At 60.8% G+C, this 16,345-nt stretch carries 14 protein-coding genes and 1 pseudogene; 10 read left to right on the forward strand and 5 right to left on the reverse strand.

The window, feature by feature from the left end; all coding sequences use genetic code 11:
* Window positions 1-429: pseudogene (locus G9463_RS05345) on the forward strand (PKD domain-containing protein); the annotation flags it as partial.
* Window positions 430-447: 18 nt separating this feature from the next.
* Here G9463_RS05345 and G9463_RS05350 read toward each other — a convergent pair.
* Complete coding sequence (locus G9463_RS05350; protein WP_165896185.1) at window positions 448-1,323, reverse strand: class 1 fructose-bisphosphatase; 876 nt, start codon at window positions 1,321-1,323, stop codon at window positions 448-450.
* A 268-nt stretch (window positions 1,324-1,591) separates the two neighbouring features.
* Here G9463_RS05350 and G9463_RS05355 point away from each other — a divergent pair, with 268 nt between their 5' ends.
* Together G9463_RS05355 and G9463_RS05360 are read left to right on the forward strand one after the other, a co-directional pair.
* Window positions 1,592-2,449, forward strand: a complete 858-nt coding sequence (locus G9463_RS05355) for a 3-hydroxyacyl-CoA dehydrogenase family protein (RefSeq protein ID WP_165896186.1) — start codon at window positions 1,592-1,594, stop codon at window positions 2,447-2,449.
* A gap of 105 nt (window positions 2,450-2,554) precedes the next feature.
* Complete coding sequence (locus G9463_RS05360) at window positions 2,555-3,703, forward strand: acyl-CoA dehydrogenase (RefSeq protein WP_007187807.1); 1,149 nt, start codon at window positions 2,555-2,557, stop codon at window positions 3,701-3,703.
* Here G9463_RS05360 and G9463_RS05365 read toward each other — a convergent pair.
* Together G9463_RS05365 and G9463_RS05370 are read right to left on the reverse strand one after the other, a co-directional pair.
* Window positions 3,700-3,954 carry a hypothetical protein gene (locus G9463_RS05365; RefSeq protein ID WP_165896187.1) on the reverse strand — a complete coding sequence of 85 codons (255 nt, stop codon included), beginning with the start codon at window positions 3,952-3,954 and terminating at the stop codon, window positions 3,700-3,702. The two genes, G9463_RS05360 and G9463_RS05365, sit on opposite strands and share 4 nt — an antisense overlap.
* 87 nt (window positions 3,955-4,041) lie before the next feature.
* Window positions 4,042-4,332 carry a PadR family transcriptional regulator gene (locus tag G9463_RS05370; RefSeq protein ID WP_165896188.1) on the reverse strand — a complete coding sequence of 97 codons (291 nt, stop codon included), beginning with the start codon at window positions 4,330-4,332 and terminating at the stop codon, window positions 4,042-4,044.
* Window positions 4,333-4,418: 86 nt separating this feature from the next.
* On the opposite strand from G9463_RS05370, the gene G9463_RS05375 reads away from it, so the two are divergent.
* The 6 genes from G9463_RS05375 (at window position 4,419) to G9463_RS05400 (ending at window position 11,807) form a co-directional block, all read left to right on the forward strand.
* Window positions 4,419-4,706, forward strand: a complete 288-nt coding sequence (locus G9463_RS05375; RefSeq protein WP_011223220.1) for a hypothetical protein — start codon at window positions 4,419-4,421, stop codon at window positions 4,704-4,706.
* A gap of 292 nt (window positions 4,707-4,998) precedes the next feature.
* On the forward strand, window positions 4,999-7,677 hold the full coding sequence (locus G9463_RS05380; protein WP_165896189.1) for an alkaline phosphatase PhoX: 2,679 nt from the start codon (window positions 4,999-5,001) through the stop codon (window positions 7,675-7,677).
* A 43-nt stretch (window positions 7,678-7,720) separates the two neighbouring features.
* Window positions 7,721-8,461 carry a cell surface protein gene (locus G9463_RS05385; RefSeq protein WP_165896190.1) on the forward strand — a complete coding sequence of 247 codons (741 nt, stop codon included), beginning with the start codon at window positions 7,721-7,723 and terminating at the stop codon, window positions 8,459-8,461.
* Between the two features lie 18 nt (window positions 8,462-8,479).
* Window positions 8,480-8,902 (forward strand): hypothetical protein, encoded by a 423-nt coding sequence (locus G9463_RS05390; RefSeq protein WP_011223217.1) that lies wholly within the window; start codon window positions 8,480-8,482, stop codon window positions 8,900-8,902.
* A gap of 259 nt (window positions 8,903-9,161) precedes the next feature.
* Window positions 9,162-11,321 (forward strand): alkaline phosphatase PhoX, encoded by a 2,160-nt coding sequence (locus tag G9463_RS05395; protein ID WP_165896191.1) that lies wholly within the window; start codon window positions 9,162-9,164, stop codon window positions 11,319-11,321.
* A gap of 63 nt (window positions 11,322-11,384) precedes the next feature.
* Entirely contained in the window at window positions 11,385-11,807 is a 423-nt protein-coding gene (locus G9463_RS05400; protein WP_165896192.1) for a hypothetical protein, read from the forward strand.
* 12 nt (window positions 11,808-11,819) lie between these two features.
* Here G9463_RS05400 and G9463_RS05405 read toward each other — a convergent pair whose 3' ends face one another.
* A complete protein-coding gene (locus tag G9463_RS05405; RefSeq protein WP_011223214.1) occupies window positions 11,820-14,084 on the reverse strand; it encodes an amino acid permease in 2,265 nt (754 codons plus the stop codon).
* Entirely contained in the window at window positions 14,081-14,521 is a 441-nt protein-coding gene (locus G9463_RS05410; protein ID WP_165896193.1) for a universal stress protein, read from the reverse strand. Before G9463_RS05410 ends, G9463_RS05405 begins: the two co-directional genes overlap by 4 nt.
* A 283-nt stretch (window positions 14,522-14,804) precedes the next feature.
* On the opposite strand from G9463_RS05410, the gene G9463_RS05415 reads away from it, so the two are divergent.
* Window positions 14,805-16,340: a TrkH family potassium uptake protein gene (locus tag G9463_RS05415; protein WP_165896194.1), complete on the forward strand. Its 1,536-nt coding sequence runs from the start codon at window positions 14,805-14,807 to the stop codon at window positions 16,338-16,340.
* Window positions 16,341-16,345 lie beyond the last annotated feature (5 nt).

A 16,345-nucleotide genomic window follows, 5' to 3' on the forward strand; every position in this document is an offset into this window, starting at 1 on the left:
GATATCGTGGTCACGAACGCCACGGCTGCTCCATCGACGCTCAGTCCCGGCGACCGGACCGTCATCACTGTCGAGCTGGAAAACCGGGGCACTGCGAGCGGCGACCACAACGTAATCGTCGCGCTCAACACCTCGATACTGACAACGCGGACGGTCACCGTCCCTGCTGGCGAGACGCGAACGACGGAGTTTGCCCGCTCCGTTCCGGAAAACAGGACCGGCGAGCTAACGGTCGACGGGCAGCGCGTCGGGAACGTGACGGGTGACAGCGGTGGTCTCCCGATTCCAGCGCTCCCGTCGATCGGCGTTCCGAACCCGCTCTCGCTGTGGCCTGACGGCATCGTCGGAACCGTCCTCGGTGGGCTACTGGGCGTCGCTGTCGGGCTGTACGGCGTTCTCAAAGCGCTGGCGATCTATCTCGGATACTAAATGACAGAAGCCGGGTCGTCAGTCGATATTCGCTTCGAGACGGTCGATCAGGCCGTCGTTCCCGAGATACAGCGGCGTCCGCTCGTGTAGCTCGTCGGGTTCGATCTCAAGTAACGACTGGTCGCCGTCGGAGGACCGACCGCCGGCTGACTCAAGGATGTAGGCCATCGGGTGGCCCTCGAACTGGACCCGGAGTTTCCCCTCGGGGCGTGATTCAAGTGCGGGGTACGAGAAGATGCCGCCGTAGGTGAGTACCTGATTGATGTCCGCGACCATCGCCCCGCCGTAGCGGAGTTTCAGTTCGTGACGGACCGCCTCGGCGTAGGATTCGAACTCGTCGGTCCAAGAGTCGACGCCGCCGCCAAACCCGAATACGGTGGGGTCTTCAGGGACTGTCACGTCGTCGTCGACGACCCGCTTGTCGCCGTCTTCAAGGATATACTCGCGGACGCTGCCGTCCCGAGCAACGACCATCGAGGTGATCGGACCGTAGATGACGAACCCGGCGGCGAGGAGATTGGTACCGACAGTCGGTGGCTGTTCGCTGTAGATGCCGAAAATCGTCCCCATCCCGCTGTTGGGTTCGAGGTTGCTCGACCCATCGAGGGGGTCCATCGCGACATGCAGGCGACCGTCTGTCGTTTTCACGTCCGCGCGTTCCTCGCTAGCGTAGGAGGCAACGCCGTCGATGCCCAGCACCCGCTGTTCGAACAGTTCGTCGGCGCGCAGGTCAGCCGCGAGCTGGTCGTCGCCAGTGGGGTTGACGGAGTTGCTCTGGCCACGGTAGTCGGCAACAGCGCGGCGGACGTCCGGTGTCGTCGCGACGATGGTGTCGATGACTTCCGTGACTGTCTGCTCGGCTTCGGTGGTCGAAATGTCGAGTGACTTACTCATTTGTCAGGTGTAAGGGCAGAGACTGGCCATTCGGTGACCAGTCGAATTTTCTCCGAGCCTGCTGCCCGCAGGGTCTCTCATCACCAGTTGGTTCTCCGGCACACCATAAGTATCTTTTTGCTGACATTTACTACATTTCGAGTGAATATTCAGCCGCGGGGCAGTGCTTGCCGCTAAGCCTGTGACAGATTCTCTCGGTAGAATTCCAGTCCTGTGACAGTCCGATACCGTCGGCAGACTTACACGACCACCCGACGAAGACGCCGGTATGCATCTCGAAAAAGTAGACACCGTCGGCGTCGTCGGGGCTGGAACGATGGGCAACGGCATCGCGCAGGTCGCGGCGACGGCCGGCTACAACGTCGTCATGCGCGATATGACAGATGAACTGGTTGCCGCCGGGTTTGAGGAGATTCAGTCGAGCTTTGAGACACTCGTTGCGCGGGATACAGTGACAGAACAAGAGGCAGAAGCGGCAACAGCCCGCATCACTGGAACTACCGAGATGGACGACCTCGCGGATGCCGACCTCGCCGTTGAGGCCGTGACGGAAGACATGGATATCAAGCAGTCTGTATTCGAGGATCTCGATGCCGTCTGTGGGCCGGACACAGTGCTAGCCAGCAACACGAGCACGCTCTCGATTACGACTATCGCTAGTGTTACCGAGCGACCCGAACAGGTCCTCGGATTGCACTTCATGAATCCCGTACCGGTCATGAAAGGCGTCGAGCTTGTCGTTGGCGAGAAAACCAGTGACGAGACGGTGACGCTGGGGCGGGAGTTCGCCCACGACATCGGCAAGGAAACCTGGGAGGCCGACGACAAGCCCGGCTTCGTGGTGAACCGTGTGCTGATGCCCTGGATCAACGAAGGCGTTCGCGCGTACGACGAGGGTGTCGCCGACAAGGCCGACATCGACCGTGGGCTGACTCTCGGGACGAACGTCCCGATGGGCCCGCTCGAACTGGCCGACCACATCGGTCTTGATGTGGTTCTCGACGCCTCTGAAACGCTGTATGAAGAGCTGGGAGACCGCTACAAGCCCGCATACCTACTCAAACGGAAAGTCGCGGCCGGCGACCTCGGGAAGAAGTCCGGGCAGGGCTTCTACGATTACGACTGACCACTCTGCGGTGACAAACGCCGACAGTAGCAGGCCGAATACGATACCCGGCAACGGGCCGCGCGTTGGCCAACAGTAAAGACCCAACCCGCGTTAGAATCTGTCATGGACTTTAGCCCCACACAGGAACAACGCCAGATACAGGACATGGTCGCGGAGTTCGTCGACGACGAGGTCAAGCCGCGGGCAGCGGAGATCGACGAAACCGACGAGTTCCCGTGGGACCTCGTTGACGAGATGGCCGACCTCGGCCTGATGGGGATGCCGATTCCGGAGGAGTACGGCGGGGCCGAACTAGACTATCACAGCTACGCCATGGCCCTCGAAGAGATTTCGCGGGGAAGCGGCGGGCTCGGCACAATCGTCGCCGCACACATCTCGCTGGCCTGCAACATGATCTACGAGTTCGGCAACGAGGCCCAGAAGGAGACCTACCTCACGCCGCTGGCAGCGGGTGAGGAAATCGGCGCGTTCGCCCTCTCCGAAGCGGGCGCAGGCAGTGACGTACCGGCGATGGACACCACCGCCGAACCGGTTGACGGCGGTGACGCCTATCTGGTCAACGGCGGCAAGCTCTGGATTTCCAACGGCTCCGTCGCCGACACTGTTGTCCTGTTCGCCAAGACCGACCCCGAGGCCGGCAACAAGGGCATCTCGTCGTTCATCGTCCGCCCCGAGGAGGACGACGGCTTCATCGTCGAAGGGACCGAGCACAAACTCGGCGATAAGGGCTGTCCGACCGCTGAACTCCGGTTCGACGAGATGCGTATCCCCGCCGACCGGATGCTCGGAGAGGAAGGCCGCGGATTCGTCCACGCGCTCAAGACACTCAACGGCGGCCGCATCACCATTGCGGCCCGCGGTGTCGGCATCGCTCAGGCGGCGCTGGACGAGGCGCTACAATACGCCCAGGACCGCGAGCAGTTCGACCAGCCCATCAGCGACTTCCAGGCCATCCAGCACAAGCTCGCCGACATGGACACGAAAACGCAGGCCGCCCGCCTGCTGATGCATCAGGCGGCCGACAAGAAGATGGCCGGCGAGTCATTCGTCAAAGAGGCCGCCCAGGCCAAACTGTACGCCTCAGAGGTGTCCCGTGAAGTGGCGAACGAGGGCATTCAGGTCCACGGCGGCTACGGCTACACGAAGGACTTCCCGGCCGAGCGGTTCTACCGCGACGCGAAACTCAACGAGATTTACGAGGGCACCAGCGAGGTCCTCCGCAACACGATTGCCAGCGAGCTTCTCGATTAGGGAAACGAGAGGAGCGCTTCGACGACCACCGCACGCGTGAAGTAAAACGGCTTTCCGTCCGCACGGTAGCAGTTCGCACTGATTGTTCCGAGCGCGAGGAGTACCGCCACGCCGACGGTCCCGGCGAGCATCCCGACAACTTCCGACGGCTGAACAGCTGTGCGTGCGAAGACGTACGTTGCGACGCTGGCGAGCGCCGCGAACGGGAGGGCGTCCAGGCCTGCCAGGAGGAGCGAGCGGGACAGGGACATACCTGTGTTCTGTGGGAGCGGTCACAAAAAGGGTACCCCATCAACGGCGGCGCAACGAAATCCAGCAGAGGCTGGCAAGCAGCGCCGTCAACCGTCCTCACCAAGCGCCTCGCGCATCCACTCGAACTGGGCTCGAAGTCGTCGCTTGCCGGCGTCGGTCAGCGAGTACTTGTCGGCGATGCCGTCCTCGCGGTGTTCGACGAACCCGGCCGACTCTAGGGCGTCAAGCGCACCGTAGAAGCTCTTCGGTTCGATCCGTGTGTCATACCGGCGTTCGAGCCGTGTCTTCAGCCGCTGGCCGGAGAGTTCCCCGTCTTCGGCGGCGGCCAGCAGGACACACATATCGCGTCGGCGACCACTCTGGAGCCACTTCGACATAGGCGTTCGTGGCGGGCCGTCCGCTTCGCGTTTATGATTTCGAACGGACCGTCAGGTTCGCATGCCCCCGGTTCATAGTACCGCTGATGACCGATTCCGAACTCCCCGTCGAGGCGTCGGCCGACGGCATCACGGCCACGTACCGAGAGACCGACGAGGAACGGCTACTGATATTCGAGAGCAACGGCGGGAGCGCCGCGGTCGCACAGAATATCGAGGGGTACGCGATGCTGAAGGTCCGCCCGACCGCTGACGGCGACGAACTGGAGCGGTACTACGGCTTCGACATGGCGCTTGACCACGCGGCGGAACTGCTCGGTGTGTCCCCGAACGTGCTTCCGGTCCCCGACCCGGCCGCCGACATGGGGATGTAGCCGTTCGTCCCGCGCTTCACGGCGACGACCTGTTTAATTTTCAACCTGACATATCGTGGTATGGGGGTAGTGTCAGCTCCCCGTAGCACTTACTGGTAAGTAGGTGGGCTCCAACAGGTCCGTGAGCGGATGTTGTCAGAGCTATTCAGTACGTATTCCGCAAAAATAGTACTATTTCTTATACATCTGGAAAATTAGCAGTACGTGTGTATCCGATGTACCAAGACCTCTCTTAATACATCATACAAATATTATAAACTTGCTTTAATAATCACTGCTACCTCTCACTCGCATGGTCGATTTCACTCGACGGCAGGTACTTTCACAGTCGGTGGCTGCTGCACTTGGGGCCAGCGTCATCGGCGTGGCAAGTGGGGAAGAGGTCGAAGAAACAGACACACCCGGGGCACCGAGCGTCGCCGGAAGTCTCAAACGCTTCTCGACGACGGCATTCGGCGCGGAGGTGACGGGACCGTTCGTCTTCGAGGACGGGTCACTGCTGTACAGCCTCCAGCACCCGGAAGGAGAGAACCCCGAACCGTTTGGACGGGCCGCGGTGGGCTATTTCAGCGGCTTCCAGTTCGAGTTCGACGGGAGTAACGACGATTTCTCGGAGGTGGGGATTCCGGACACCGAAGAGAAACAGCGTCAAGTCCGGTCAGCGGCCGGTGACTACGAGGTCCTTATTCAGGGCCGCGAAGAGATTCAGGGCGGCGAGGAGCGCCTCGGTGTCCCACAGACACCCGATGGCGTCGACCTTACTGCGCTCAATGGAAGCAGTGGTGGCTATGGGCAAAATCCGGACTGCAACCAGTTCGTCGCAACAGACGACGAGGGCACCGAAGGATATCTGTTCACAAACTGGGAGAACTACCCCGGTTGCATCTCGCGAGTCCCAATAAGTCAGGATGAGAGTGGTGAGTGGAGTGCCGATGTCGGTTCGGACATGACACTCAACGTCGTCAACACTGAGCCGTTCCGCGATATCGGCGGGACGTGGGTCAACTGCTACGGTGACCTCAGCCCGTGGGAGACGATGATTTCCGCCGAGGAGAACTACAGCCACCCGCGCGTCTCATACACGCACACAGTGGGCGACATCGTGGAGTCCGGCACCGGTGTCGGAAAAATCGGTGGCTGTCAGTTCTGGAACCGTCCGAATCCGTCGGAGATCGGGGAGGCACTCGGTGACTACGTTGAGGCCGGTGACATTGAGGAAGAGTTCACTATTCAGGGCTACTGGTCTCAGGCCGGTGTCGAGAAGGCGGCGTACTACCTCGGTGCGGACACGGTCGACCAGACTGAGGACGGGAACGATATGACGCTAATCGATGACGTCTACCCGAACCCGTACCGCTACGGGTACTTCGTCGACATCCGGGAACCGGCTGCCGAGACGCCGAGTCCGATGAAGTACTACGTCATGGGTCGGGCCGCCTGGGAAGCACCCGATATCCAAGGCGACCAGCGGACTGTCTACGGCTGTTCGGACGGCGATAGCAAGGGCATCTACAAGTTCGTCGCCGACGAGCCAATTCCGGAGTACGACAACACCGACGACATCGCAGGCACGCTGTACGCGCCAAAGATTACCAACGACGCGGCCAACGCCGCCGAAGCCGGTCAACGTAACTCTCCCGCACAGACTCCGCTGGAAATCGAATGGATGGAGCTCGGTCACGCCACGAACGGCGAGGCTGCCGAGTGGATCGCGGAGTACGACGACGTCACGCAGGCCGACTACATCACGGAGCACACCGAATACAGTGTGGACGAAATCGGGACGGACGTCTCGGTGTCCGACGCGGTCAGAGAAGCCGACCTTACAGTCCTCCAGAGCGCAAGCGGCAATCAGAGTTACATCACGAACGAGGACATCGTCGAGTGGGCCGAACAGTACGAGGACAACGGTCCCGACGGCGTCGACGAAGAACTCCGTCGCATCCCGTTCCTTGAGACCCGCGCAGCCGCCAAGGAGATCGGTGCGACCATCGAGTTCAACAAGGCCGAGGGTGTCGACACCGTGGATAACTCACAGCCCGGCGATTTCATCTACTTCGGCATTTCGGAGTTCAACGACGACCTCGCAAACGACACCGGCGACATCCAGATGGACCGCGTCGACGGCGGCGTCGTCTATCGCGGTGTGCTGGAATCGGATTACAACGTCTCGACGCTCGAACCGGTCATCACCGGCCCCGACTTCACCGACGAGCCAGAAGACGCAAACGACGCACTCCGGAACATCGACAACGTCTACACGATGCGTGATGGTCGCGTCCTCTGCTGTGAGGACGGCTTCGGCGGCCCCGCGCGCTCGTACCCGAACGACGGGCTCTATGTCTACCAGCCGACCGTCACCGTCAGCGCCAACTCCGCCGCGGTCGGGAGTGGGTCGACGGGTACCGTCTCGCTGACTGCCTCGTCGCTCCCTGCTGGCTTCTCCGGCGCTCGGCTCACCGTCAGCGTCTCGAACCCCGAAATCGCGTCTATCACCGGCGTCTCATTCCCCGACGCGCTTGGACTCACTGAGAGTTCTGTCAGCGATGACGGCTCGTCGGCGACGATTCGCGTGGCCGATGTCAACACGAACGTCCAGTCCGGCGCGAGGGATGTGTCGCTCGCAACGCTCGATGTCCGCGCCAACGGCGGCGGCACGACCGACCTGACTGTCTCCATCGAGCAGATGGATGACGAAAACGGGAACGCCATCGAGGCAGAAGCTCGAAACGGCATCGTTGTGGGTGGCCCGCAGACGGTTGTCGGCGACGCCGCGCCGACCGACCCCGACGGCGACGGTCACTTCGAGGACCTCAACGGCAACGGCCGTCTCGACTACGAGGACGTGCAGGTGCTGTTCTCGAATATGGACTCCGACAGCGTGCAGCTGAACACCGGCGCGTACGACTTCAATGAGAACGGCAAACTCGACTTCGCGGATGTGACGGCGCTCTACGAAGAGGTCAACTGACGGCCGCAACCGACCCCCTCTCATCTTTCCATACAGGAACACAATGACAGACGACAGCCCCCTTTCGATACGCGGTTGCGTCAGAACCGCTGGCACCCCGCTCGCGCTCGTCGCGCTCGTCCTCCTCGCGGGGACGGTCCCCGCGCTCGCTGCAGGGCAGAGTACGCCAGCAATCAGCATCGAGACCGGCTCCGTCGCTGCCGGTGAAACGATGGCCGTGCCGGTCGTTCTCACCAGCGCACCGGACGGACTGGCCGGCTACCAGCTCGAACTCTCCGTTGATGACCCCGCAGTCGCCCGATTTGAGAACGCAAGCTACCCCGACCGCCTCGGCCTCACGACTGACCCTGTCATTAGTTCAGACGGTGGGACAGTCACGCTTGAGGCGGCTGACCTCGACGGGCAGATAGAACCCGGCGCGAGCGACGTGCCGCTCGCGACGGTCCAACTCACCGGTGTCGCCGGCGGCGAGACACAGGTGACCGTCGCGTCGAGTCAGGTCGACGCGGACGGCGGCGGCGTGGTCGAACCTGCGACCGAGCCGACGGCGGTCGCAGTCTCTCCGAGCGCATCGACGGAGACAGCGATCGCTATGACCGACGCATCGTCATCCGCCAGCGAGTCCACAGCCGAGTCAGCGGGCACCGCAAACGCCGCAGGTACCACAGCGGATAGCGGCGACCGGTCGACGACTAGCGCGAACGGGCCACTCCCAATAGCGCTGGCCATCGCCGCACTCGCTGCGGTGGCGGCGCTCGCAGCTAGAACGAGCCGACGACCGTAGCACCAGACCAACCTATCCATGCCACAATCAGACACCACTGTTGCACCGATGGACAGTTCGACCTATCGCGAGTACATCCTCGGCATACGCATCGCAGAACGACCGACAGGCGAGGGTGACACACGCTATCGGTTCGAGGCCCCAGACCACGAGGGCGTCGAGTTCGATGACCCCGAGATGGCAACGCTATACGCTGATGTGTACTTCGACGTGAACGGCTTCCAAGAGGCTGGGACCGGCGAGCGCGGCGTGCCACCGACAGTCATACAGGCTGGCCGTGATACGCTGGTCGCCTACTTTCTCACCCAAGCGGGCGTCGATGTCCACTGGGCGGCGTCGTTTTACGGCGAGAAACCAGAGAAAATCGAACGGTACGTCTCACGCGTCCGCAAGCGGTCGAAGAAGATCCGCGAGGGGGCAAAAGAACAGGGCCACGCCTGAGTACCGCTACACTGTGACAGACTGCGGGCCGAGTCCACTGATGGAGCAGACAGACCCCTCACAAGCGTCCTGCTCCTGTAGCACTGTGCCATCTGGCTCGTATATTTAATAGATAATATATTCGGCAAAAATAGCGCTGCATCGTGATTTATTCACAAACTGTCTGTTACCCTGCAACCGGGATATCTCTGTGCAGAAAATATCCTTATACGCACATATTATAAACCGGTTTTAAACCACCCTCCGCTTGAACAGGTGCATGGTCGATTTTAGTCGACGACAGGTACTCTCGAAATCGGTGGCAGCTGCGCTTGGGGCCAGTATCATCGGTGTGGCAAGTGGTGATGAGGTCGCAGAATCTGAGACAGTCGGCTCGGGGACTGTCAAGGGTGACCTCAAACGATTTTCGACGACAGCGTTCGGGGCGGAGGTGACAGGGCCGTTTGTCTTCCAGAACGGGGCACTCCTGTACAGTCTCCAGCATCCTGAGGAGGAAAATCCGGAGCCGTTCGACACTGCTGGAATCGGCTATTTCAGTGGTTTCCAGTTCGAACTTGATGGGACTAACGACGACTTCGACGAGCTGTCGACGCCACAGACCGAGGCGGAGCAGCGTCAGGTCCGGTCAGGCGACGGGGAATACGAAATCCTCGCACACGGTCGGGACAAAATCAAAGACGGCGAGGAGCGCCTCGGCGTGACGCAGACGCCGGACGGAACGGACATCACGCTAGACAATTTCGAAGGGACGCAGTACGGTGCGGCTGGGACGAACCCTGACTGTAATCAGTTTGTCCCGACAGACGAGGACGGAACTGAAGGGTACCTGTTTACCAACTGGGAGAACAGTCCGGGCAACGTCAGTCGAATCCCGTTGCGCCAGACTTTCGACGGCGAGTGGGAAGCCGACCTCGATGACGCGATCAACCTGGCGAACACGGAGCCGTTCCGTGAGATCGGTGGCACGCGGATCAACTGTTACGGCGATCTTAGCCCGTGGGGAACAATGATCTCTTCAGAGGAGAACTACGCCCACCCCCGTGTGTCGCTGACCAACCAAGTCGGTGACATCGTCGACGCCGGCACCGGAAAGGGACGCATCGGTGGTGCGCAGTTCTGGAACCGACCGAACCCGACTGAGATTCAGAGCGCCGTCGACGACTACTACGGCGACGAAGCTTGGAGCATCCAGGGATACTGGGCGCTGGACGGCGTGGAATTCCTCGCGTATTATCTCGGTTCTGAGCAGTCATATCAGAACTCAAACAGCAATAGCACCGAACCGATCTCTGATACGTATCCGAACCCGTACCGATATGGCTACCACGTCGACTTCCGCGAGCCGACCGCCGACCCGCCACAGCCAGTCAAGTACTACGTGATGGGGCGGGCCTCGTGGGAGGCACCGAACATTCAGGCCGACGAGCAAACTGTCTATATGTGCTCGGACGGCGACAGCAAGGGCATCTACAAGTTCGTCGCCGACGAGCGGATTCCGAAGTACGACGACCCGATGGACGTGTCGGGCACGCTGTACGCGCCGAAGATTACGAACCCACAGGCGGACGCGTCGACGGTTGGCACACGGAAGTCTCCGGCTGAGTACTCGCTCGACATCGAGTGGATTCCGCTGGGTAGTGCAAGCAACGCGGAAATGGAAGAGTGGATTGCCGAATACGACGACATCACGCAATCTGACTATCTCCGAGTCCACGCCGGGTCTGACTGGATGGAGGACCGCGAGGCCGCCCTCGAGGAGGCTGACCGAGAAGTCATCGAGAACGGCAACCAGAACTACATCACCAACGAGGAAATTGTCGAGTGGGCCGACCAGTACTACGCCGAAGGTCCTGACGGCGTTGACGAGGAACTCCGCCGGGTTCCGTTCCTCGAAACCCGTGCGGCGGCAAAGGAAATCGGCGTATCGATCGAGTTCAACAAAGCAGAGGGTGTCGACAGCAAGGACGGTGCCGGACCGGGCGACCCAGTCTACTTCGGTATTTCGGAGTTCAACGACGACCTCGCAAACGACGAGGGCGACATCCAGATGGACCGCGTCGACGGTGGCGTCGTCTATCGCGGTGTGCTGGAATCGGACTACAACATCTCGACGCTCGAACCGGTCATTGTCGGCCCCGACTTCACCGACGAGCCAGAAGACGCCGACGACGCGCTCCGGAACGTCGATAACGTCTACGTGATGGACGACGGACGCGTCCTCTGCTGTGAGGACGGCTTCGGCGGCCCCGCGCGTTCGTACCCGAACGACGGGCTCTACGTCTACGAGCCACAGGAGCCCGAAGAAAAGACGAGAAACGGGAATAGCGGTAACGGCAACAGCGGCAACGGTAACAACGGCAACGAAAATAGCAACAACGGTAACGAGAATGGCCACAGCGGCAACGGGAGCAACAGCTAACGAGGCACGCCGCTGACCAAGCACCACTCCGACAGCTACCCAGCTTTCGGTTTTACCCAAGAAATGGCTCAGACTGACAACTCAAACACTGTAACCGACTTAGAGACGTATCGTGAGTATATCCTCGGCGTCCGAATCACCGAACGGACCACTGCTGGCGGCGAGACACGGTATCGCTTTGAGGCCCCAGATCACCAGAGAATTGCATTCGACGACCCGGACATGGCGACGCTGTACGCTGATGTGTACTTCGACGTAAACGGCTTTCAGGAGGCCGGGACCGGCGACCGCGGCGTGCCGCCGACAGTCATACAGGCGGGCCGTGATACGCTCGTCGCGTACTTCCTCACGCAGGACGGCGTCGACGTTCACTGGGCCGCGTCGTTCTACGGCGAGAAACCGGAGAAAATTGAACGGTACGTCTCACGCGTCCGCAAGCGGTCGAAGAAGATCCGCGAGGGGGCGAAAGAACAGGGCCACGTCTGACACAGTAGGCGGTTACTCCCGACCGAACAGCCGCTCCCGGAGGGACCGCGACGACGGGCGCTCGGCCAGCAATACTGGTGTATCGAGCGTCTCGATGACATCGAACACCAGCGAGCCACGGACAATACGTGACAGCAATCCCCGCTCTGTGGCACCAACAATAACCAGACTGTAGTCACGACCGAGACGTTCAATAGTGGCTTCGATGTCACCGGTCTCGATACGGAGTTCGGCGTCCGACAGGCCGTGCTCAGCCGCCCACTCGTACATGAACTGGCGGCCGCTCTCCTCCTCGCCGGGGTCGACAACGTGGAGCAGTGAGACGGCCACACCGAACGTTTCTTCGAGAGCTTTGGCGACCGCAGCCGAGAGGTCTGATGAGAGACCACCAGCGGTCGGAACCAAGACATCACTGAGGTCGAGGTCCTGCCCGTCCAGCACGAGGAAATCACAGGGCAAGTCGTGGGCCAGTTCATCCAGCGTGCCTTCGGCGCGGCCGCCGGCAAACTGAGTCCCGCCGTAGCCCATGACAACGGTGTCGGCGTGGTTCGTCCGGGCCGCATCAAACACTTCCTCGATACCCCGGTGTGAGAGAATCGTCTTCGTCTCTATCGGAACATCGAACGCCTCGGCATCGGCCTTCGCGGTGTCCAGCAGGCTCTCTGATGTTGCGTCGATCCGGTCTCTGTTCGCGGCGGCGGTTTCGAGCGCGGTCTGGTCCGGGACAGTCGCGATGTGGGTTGCGAGTACCCGGCCGTCCTCGTGTTGCGCCAGCGCGCTTGCGAGGGTAATCAGTGCGCTCTCGGTACGTGGGTTCGCCAGAGCGACCATGATAGTCGGTCCGCCAGCTCCGTTCGGTGCGACCGCGTCGGCCGCGTTCACCACCTGGTCCGGAAGCTGTTCCTCCCGGTCGCTGATATAGTCAGAGAGCACGCCTTTTTGCGTGGTTTTCCCGCGCGCGTAGACGAAGTACCACACGACCGCGACGAGCACGAAACCGGCCGACAGTGCGATTTCGATGCTATCCATGAATGCGACGAGGCCGAGCGAGAGGACCGCACCGAGTATCGGGGTGATGGGGTACAGTGGCACCGTGAAATCCGGGTCGTACTCCGGCGCATCGGTCTCGCGGAAGACGATGAGCCCCACGTTCAGCAGGGCATAAACGATGAGGTGCAGGACGCTAGCCGCCTTCGCCAGCACCTCGATGTCCCGCCCGAGGAACGCGATGAACACGATGATGAGTCCGCCGGTGACGAGGATCGAGCGATATGGCGTGGCGTAGTTCGGGTGAATCTCGTTGAGCCAGTTCGTGACGATCTTATCCCGGCCCATCGCGAAATTGATACGAGCCGAGGCGAGAATCGACGCGTTCGCAGAGGACGCCGTTGCCAACAACGCGCCAACCGTCATCACCGCTGCCGCACCGGCGGCGACACCACCGATTGGACCGATGGATTCCGGGAACGCGAGTTGTGCGGCCTGTGCAACCGGCGCGTCCTGACTAAGCTCCGGCCACGGAACGACGCCCAGCATCATCGACACGAGGATAGCGTAGATGACCGTCACGATACCGACACTGCCGATGATAGCGATTGGGAGGTTCCGCCCCGGATTCTTGAGTTCCTCAGCCACGGTCGCGATCTTTGCGTACCCTAGGAAGGAGACGAACACGAGTGCCGTCGCCGGAAGAATCGCGCCGGTCCCGAACGGTGCTAAGCCGTCTGCGCCGGCGAGCGTCGCGTAGTCGAAGGCGAAAAAGCCCGCAACGGCAAAGACAGTGAGAATCGAGAGCAGAATAAAGACAATGACCGTCTGAACACCACCGGTTTCCTTCGCGCCGATGTAGTTGACAGCGACGAATATTGCCCCCGCGATGAGCGCTCCTATCTGGATGGGATTGAGGAATGCGACTTCCGGCAGCGGGACGAAGACGGCGAGATACTGGCCGAACCCGATACAGTAGAAGGCCGAGGCGAAGGCCAACCCCATCCAGTCACCCATCCCAGCTATCGAGCCAAACAGCGGCCCGAGAGACTTGTTGATGTAGTAGTACCCGCCGCCGGCTTTCGGCATCGCTGTGCCGAGTTCCGACACTGAGAGTGCGTTTACCATCGCAATCAGTCCCCCGACGACGAAGGAGACCACGACAACCGGGCCGGCCGCGTTCGCGGCCACACCAGGAAGGACGAAGATTCCGGCACCGATCATCGTTCCAATGCCGATGGTCATCGCCGACACCAGCCCGAGGTCTTTCGCCAGTTCGTCGTCGCTCATTCGTCCGAGTCCGCTCGCGGAAGTGCAATTACCGGTATCGCTGCGTTCGTGACGAGTTTCAGCGAGAGGTCGCCGGAGAGGAACTGCATGAGACGGCCGCCACCGCGGGACCGGTATGCGATGGCGCTCGCTCCGACCTCGTCCGCGGCATCGAAGATAGCCTCGACAACGTTCCGAGAGTATGCGGTGTGGTCGTCAGCATCAGGGAACACCGTCCTGACGGCCGCGTACGACTCGGCCGCCACCTCCTCCGACTGTGCGACCGGCGTCTTGTCAGGAACACCCTCGCCCTTCTCGACGACGTGTAACACAGTCACCTGCTCGGGCTCGTATGGTTTGAGCGCAGTTGCAGTGGCAAGTGCGTCGTCTTCGGTGGCAACCGGCAGCAAGACATGTTCAAGAATGTCCGTGGGTGTGTCGTTGTGGCTACTACTCATACACTGAAGAAGCATATGGATAGGTAAGAATGTATCCACATAATTCGCATATCCGAATCTAGTTTAAACGTATACATCCTGATTCGGAAAATATATCGGGTATCGCCGGAACCGCTACACCAGTACCAGGAAGGCCGTGGTGTGTACATGTTGGTATCCCGGCGTGGGGGCACAATCCCACAGCAACGCTGCTTCGGGCATTTCCGCCGGAAGCAGCGCTGTTGGAACGTGGGGCTTTTTCATATCGGGAGTGTGAGCGTCAGGTAATGGTCGGTGTTCAGTGATGTCGGTTCGCGTCGACTGGCGACAGAGCGTCGCCCTGACCGGCACTGTAACCAAGTATCTCGCTGTGGCAATGCTGGTCCCGCTGGGAATCAGTTTCGTGTACGGAGAAGATACCGTCGTGTTCCTGATTTCTATCGCAATTGCCATCGTGGTCGGCCTTGCACTGGAGCAAGCCAGCGACAGCCACGAACTCGGGCCACGCGAAGCGCTGCTGTTCGTCGGGCTCTCGTGGGGGGCTGTCGCAGTCATCGGTGCGATTCCCTACGTTATCGCCGGGTACGGGACCGAATCAGCGCTCGGTGAGCCTGTGAACGCACTGTTCGAGTCGATGTCCGGGTTTACAACCACTGGCGCGACTGCTACCGATGAAATATCGTTTGCTCGCCACTCCCACGCGCTGCTGATGTGGCGACAGCTCACCCAGTGGCTCGGCGGGATGGGTATCATCGTCCTGATGGTCGCCATTCTCCCAGAGGCAGCCGTCAACGGGGCACAGTTGATCGAATCGGAGGCACCCGGCCCCGAACTGCAGAAACTGACGCCGAAGATAGCCGAGACTGCCCGACTCCTCTGGCTGTTCTATCTGGGCTTTACCGTTCTGTATATCCTCATTCTGCTTGGCCTCCATTACACAGGCTACGCACCGAATATGGACGCTTACAACGCCGTTGCCCACGGGTTCACAACGCTGCCGACCGGCGGCTTCTCGCCACAGGCTGAGAGCATCGCCTACTTCTCACCGGCCGTCCAGTGGGCCGTCATCCCGTTCATGCTCATTGCCGGGATGAACTTCGCGTTGTTTTACCTCCTGTTGCAGGACGAGTATGCCGCCTTCCTCCAGGACCGTGAACTCCAGGCGTACCTCGGTGCAAACGCCGGCGTGGCCGTCATCCTCTGGGGACTGCTCTTTACCGGGTCCGCGCCGCCGCTCGAATTCGGCGGTGTGACACAGGGAGCACTGGAGAACTCGCTCCGGCAAGCCACGTTCCAGGTCGCCTCGCTGCTGAACTCGACCGGGTACGCGACCAGTAACTTCGACGAATGGGGTAACACCGCAAAGGGAGTCCTGTTGTTCGCGATGTTCATCGGTGGCTCCGCAGGGTCGACCGGTGGCGGTGTCAAGATCGTTCGCTGGCTCGTCGTCCTCAAGAGCATCCGACGGCAACTGTTCACGACTTCCCATCCCAGTGCCGTCAGACCAGTTCGGCTCGGCGGGCAGGTTATCGATGAGGACGTTATCAACGCGATATACGGATTCACGCTTTTGTACCTGCTCACGTTCGGCATCGCGACGGTGTTTCTCCTCCTTGATGCGGGCCGTGTCGGACTCGAACTGACTGTCTTCGAGGCCATCAGCGCAAGTCTTGCGACTATCGGGAATATCGGCCCCGGGTTCGGGTTTCTGGGGCCGTTCGGGACCTACGAACTCTTCCCGGAAACCAGCAAACTGCTGATGATATTCCTGATGTGGATCGGTCGACTGGAGATAATCCCGGTGTTCGTGCTATTCACGGGTGCGTTCTGGAACGAGTGAGTCCG

It is taken from the genome of Haloarcula sp. JP-Z28 (assembly GCF_011440255.1).
Classification (GTDB): Archaea; Halobacteriota; Halobacteria; order Halobacteriales; family Haloarculaceae; genus Haloarcula; species Haloarcula marismortui.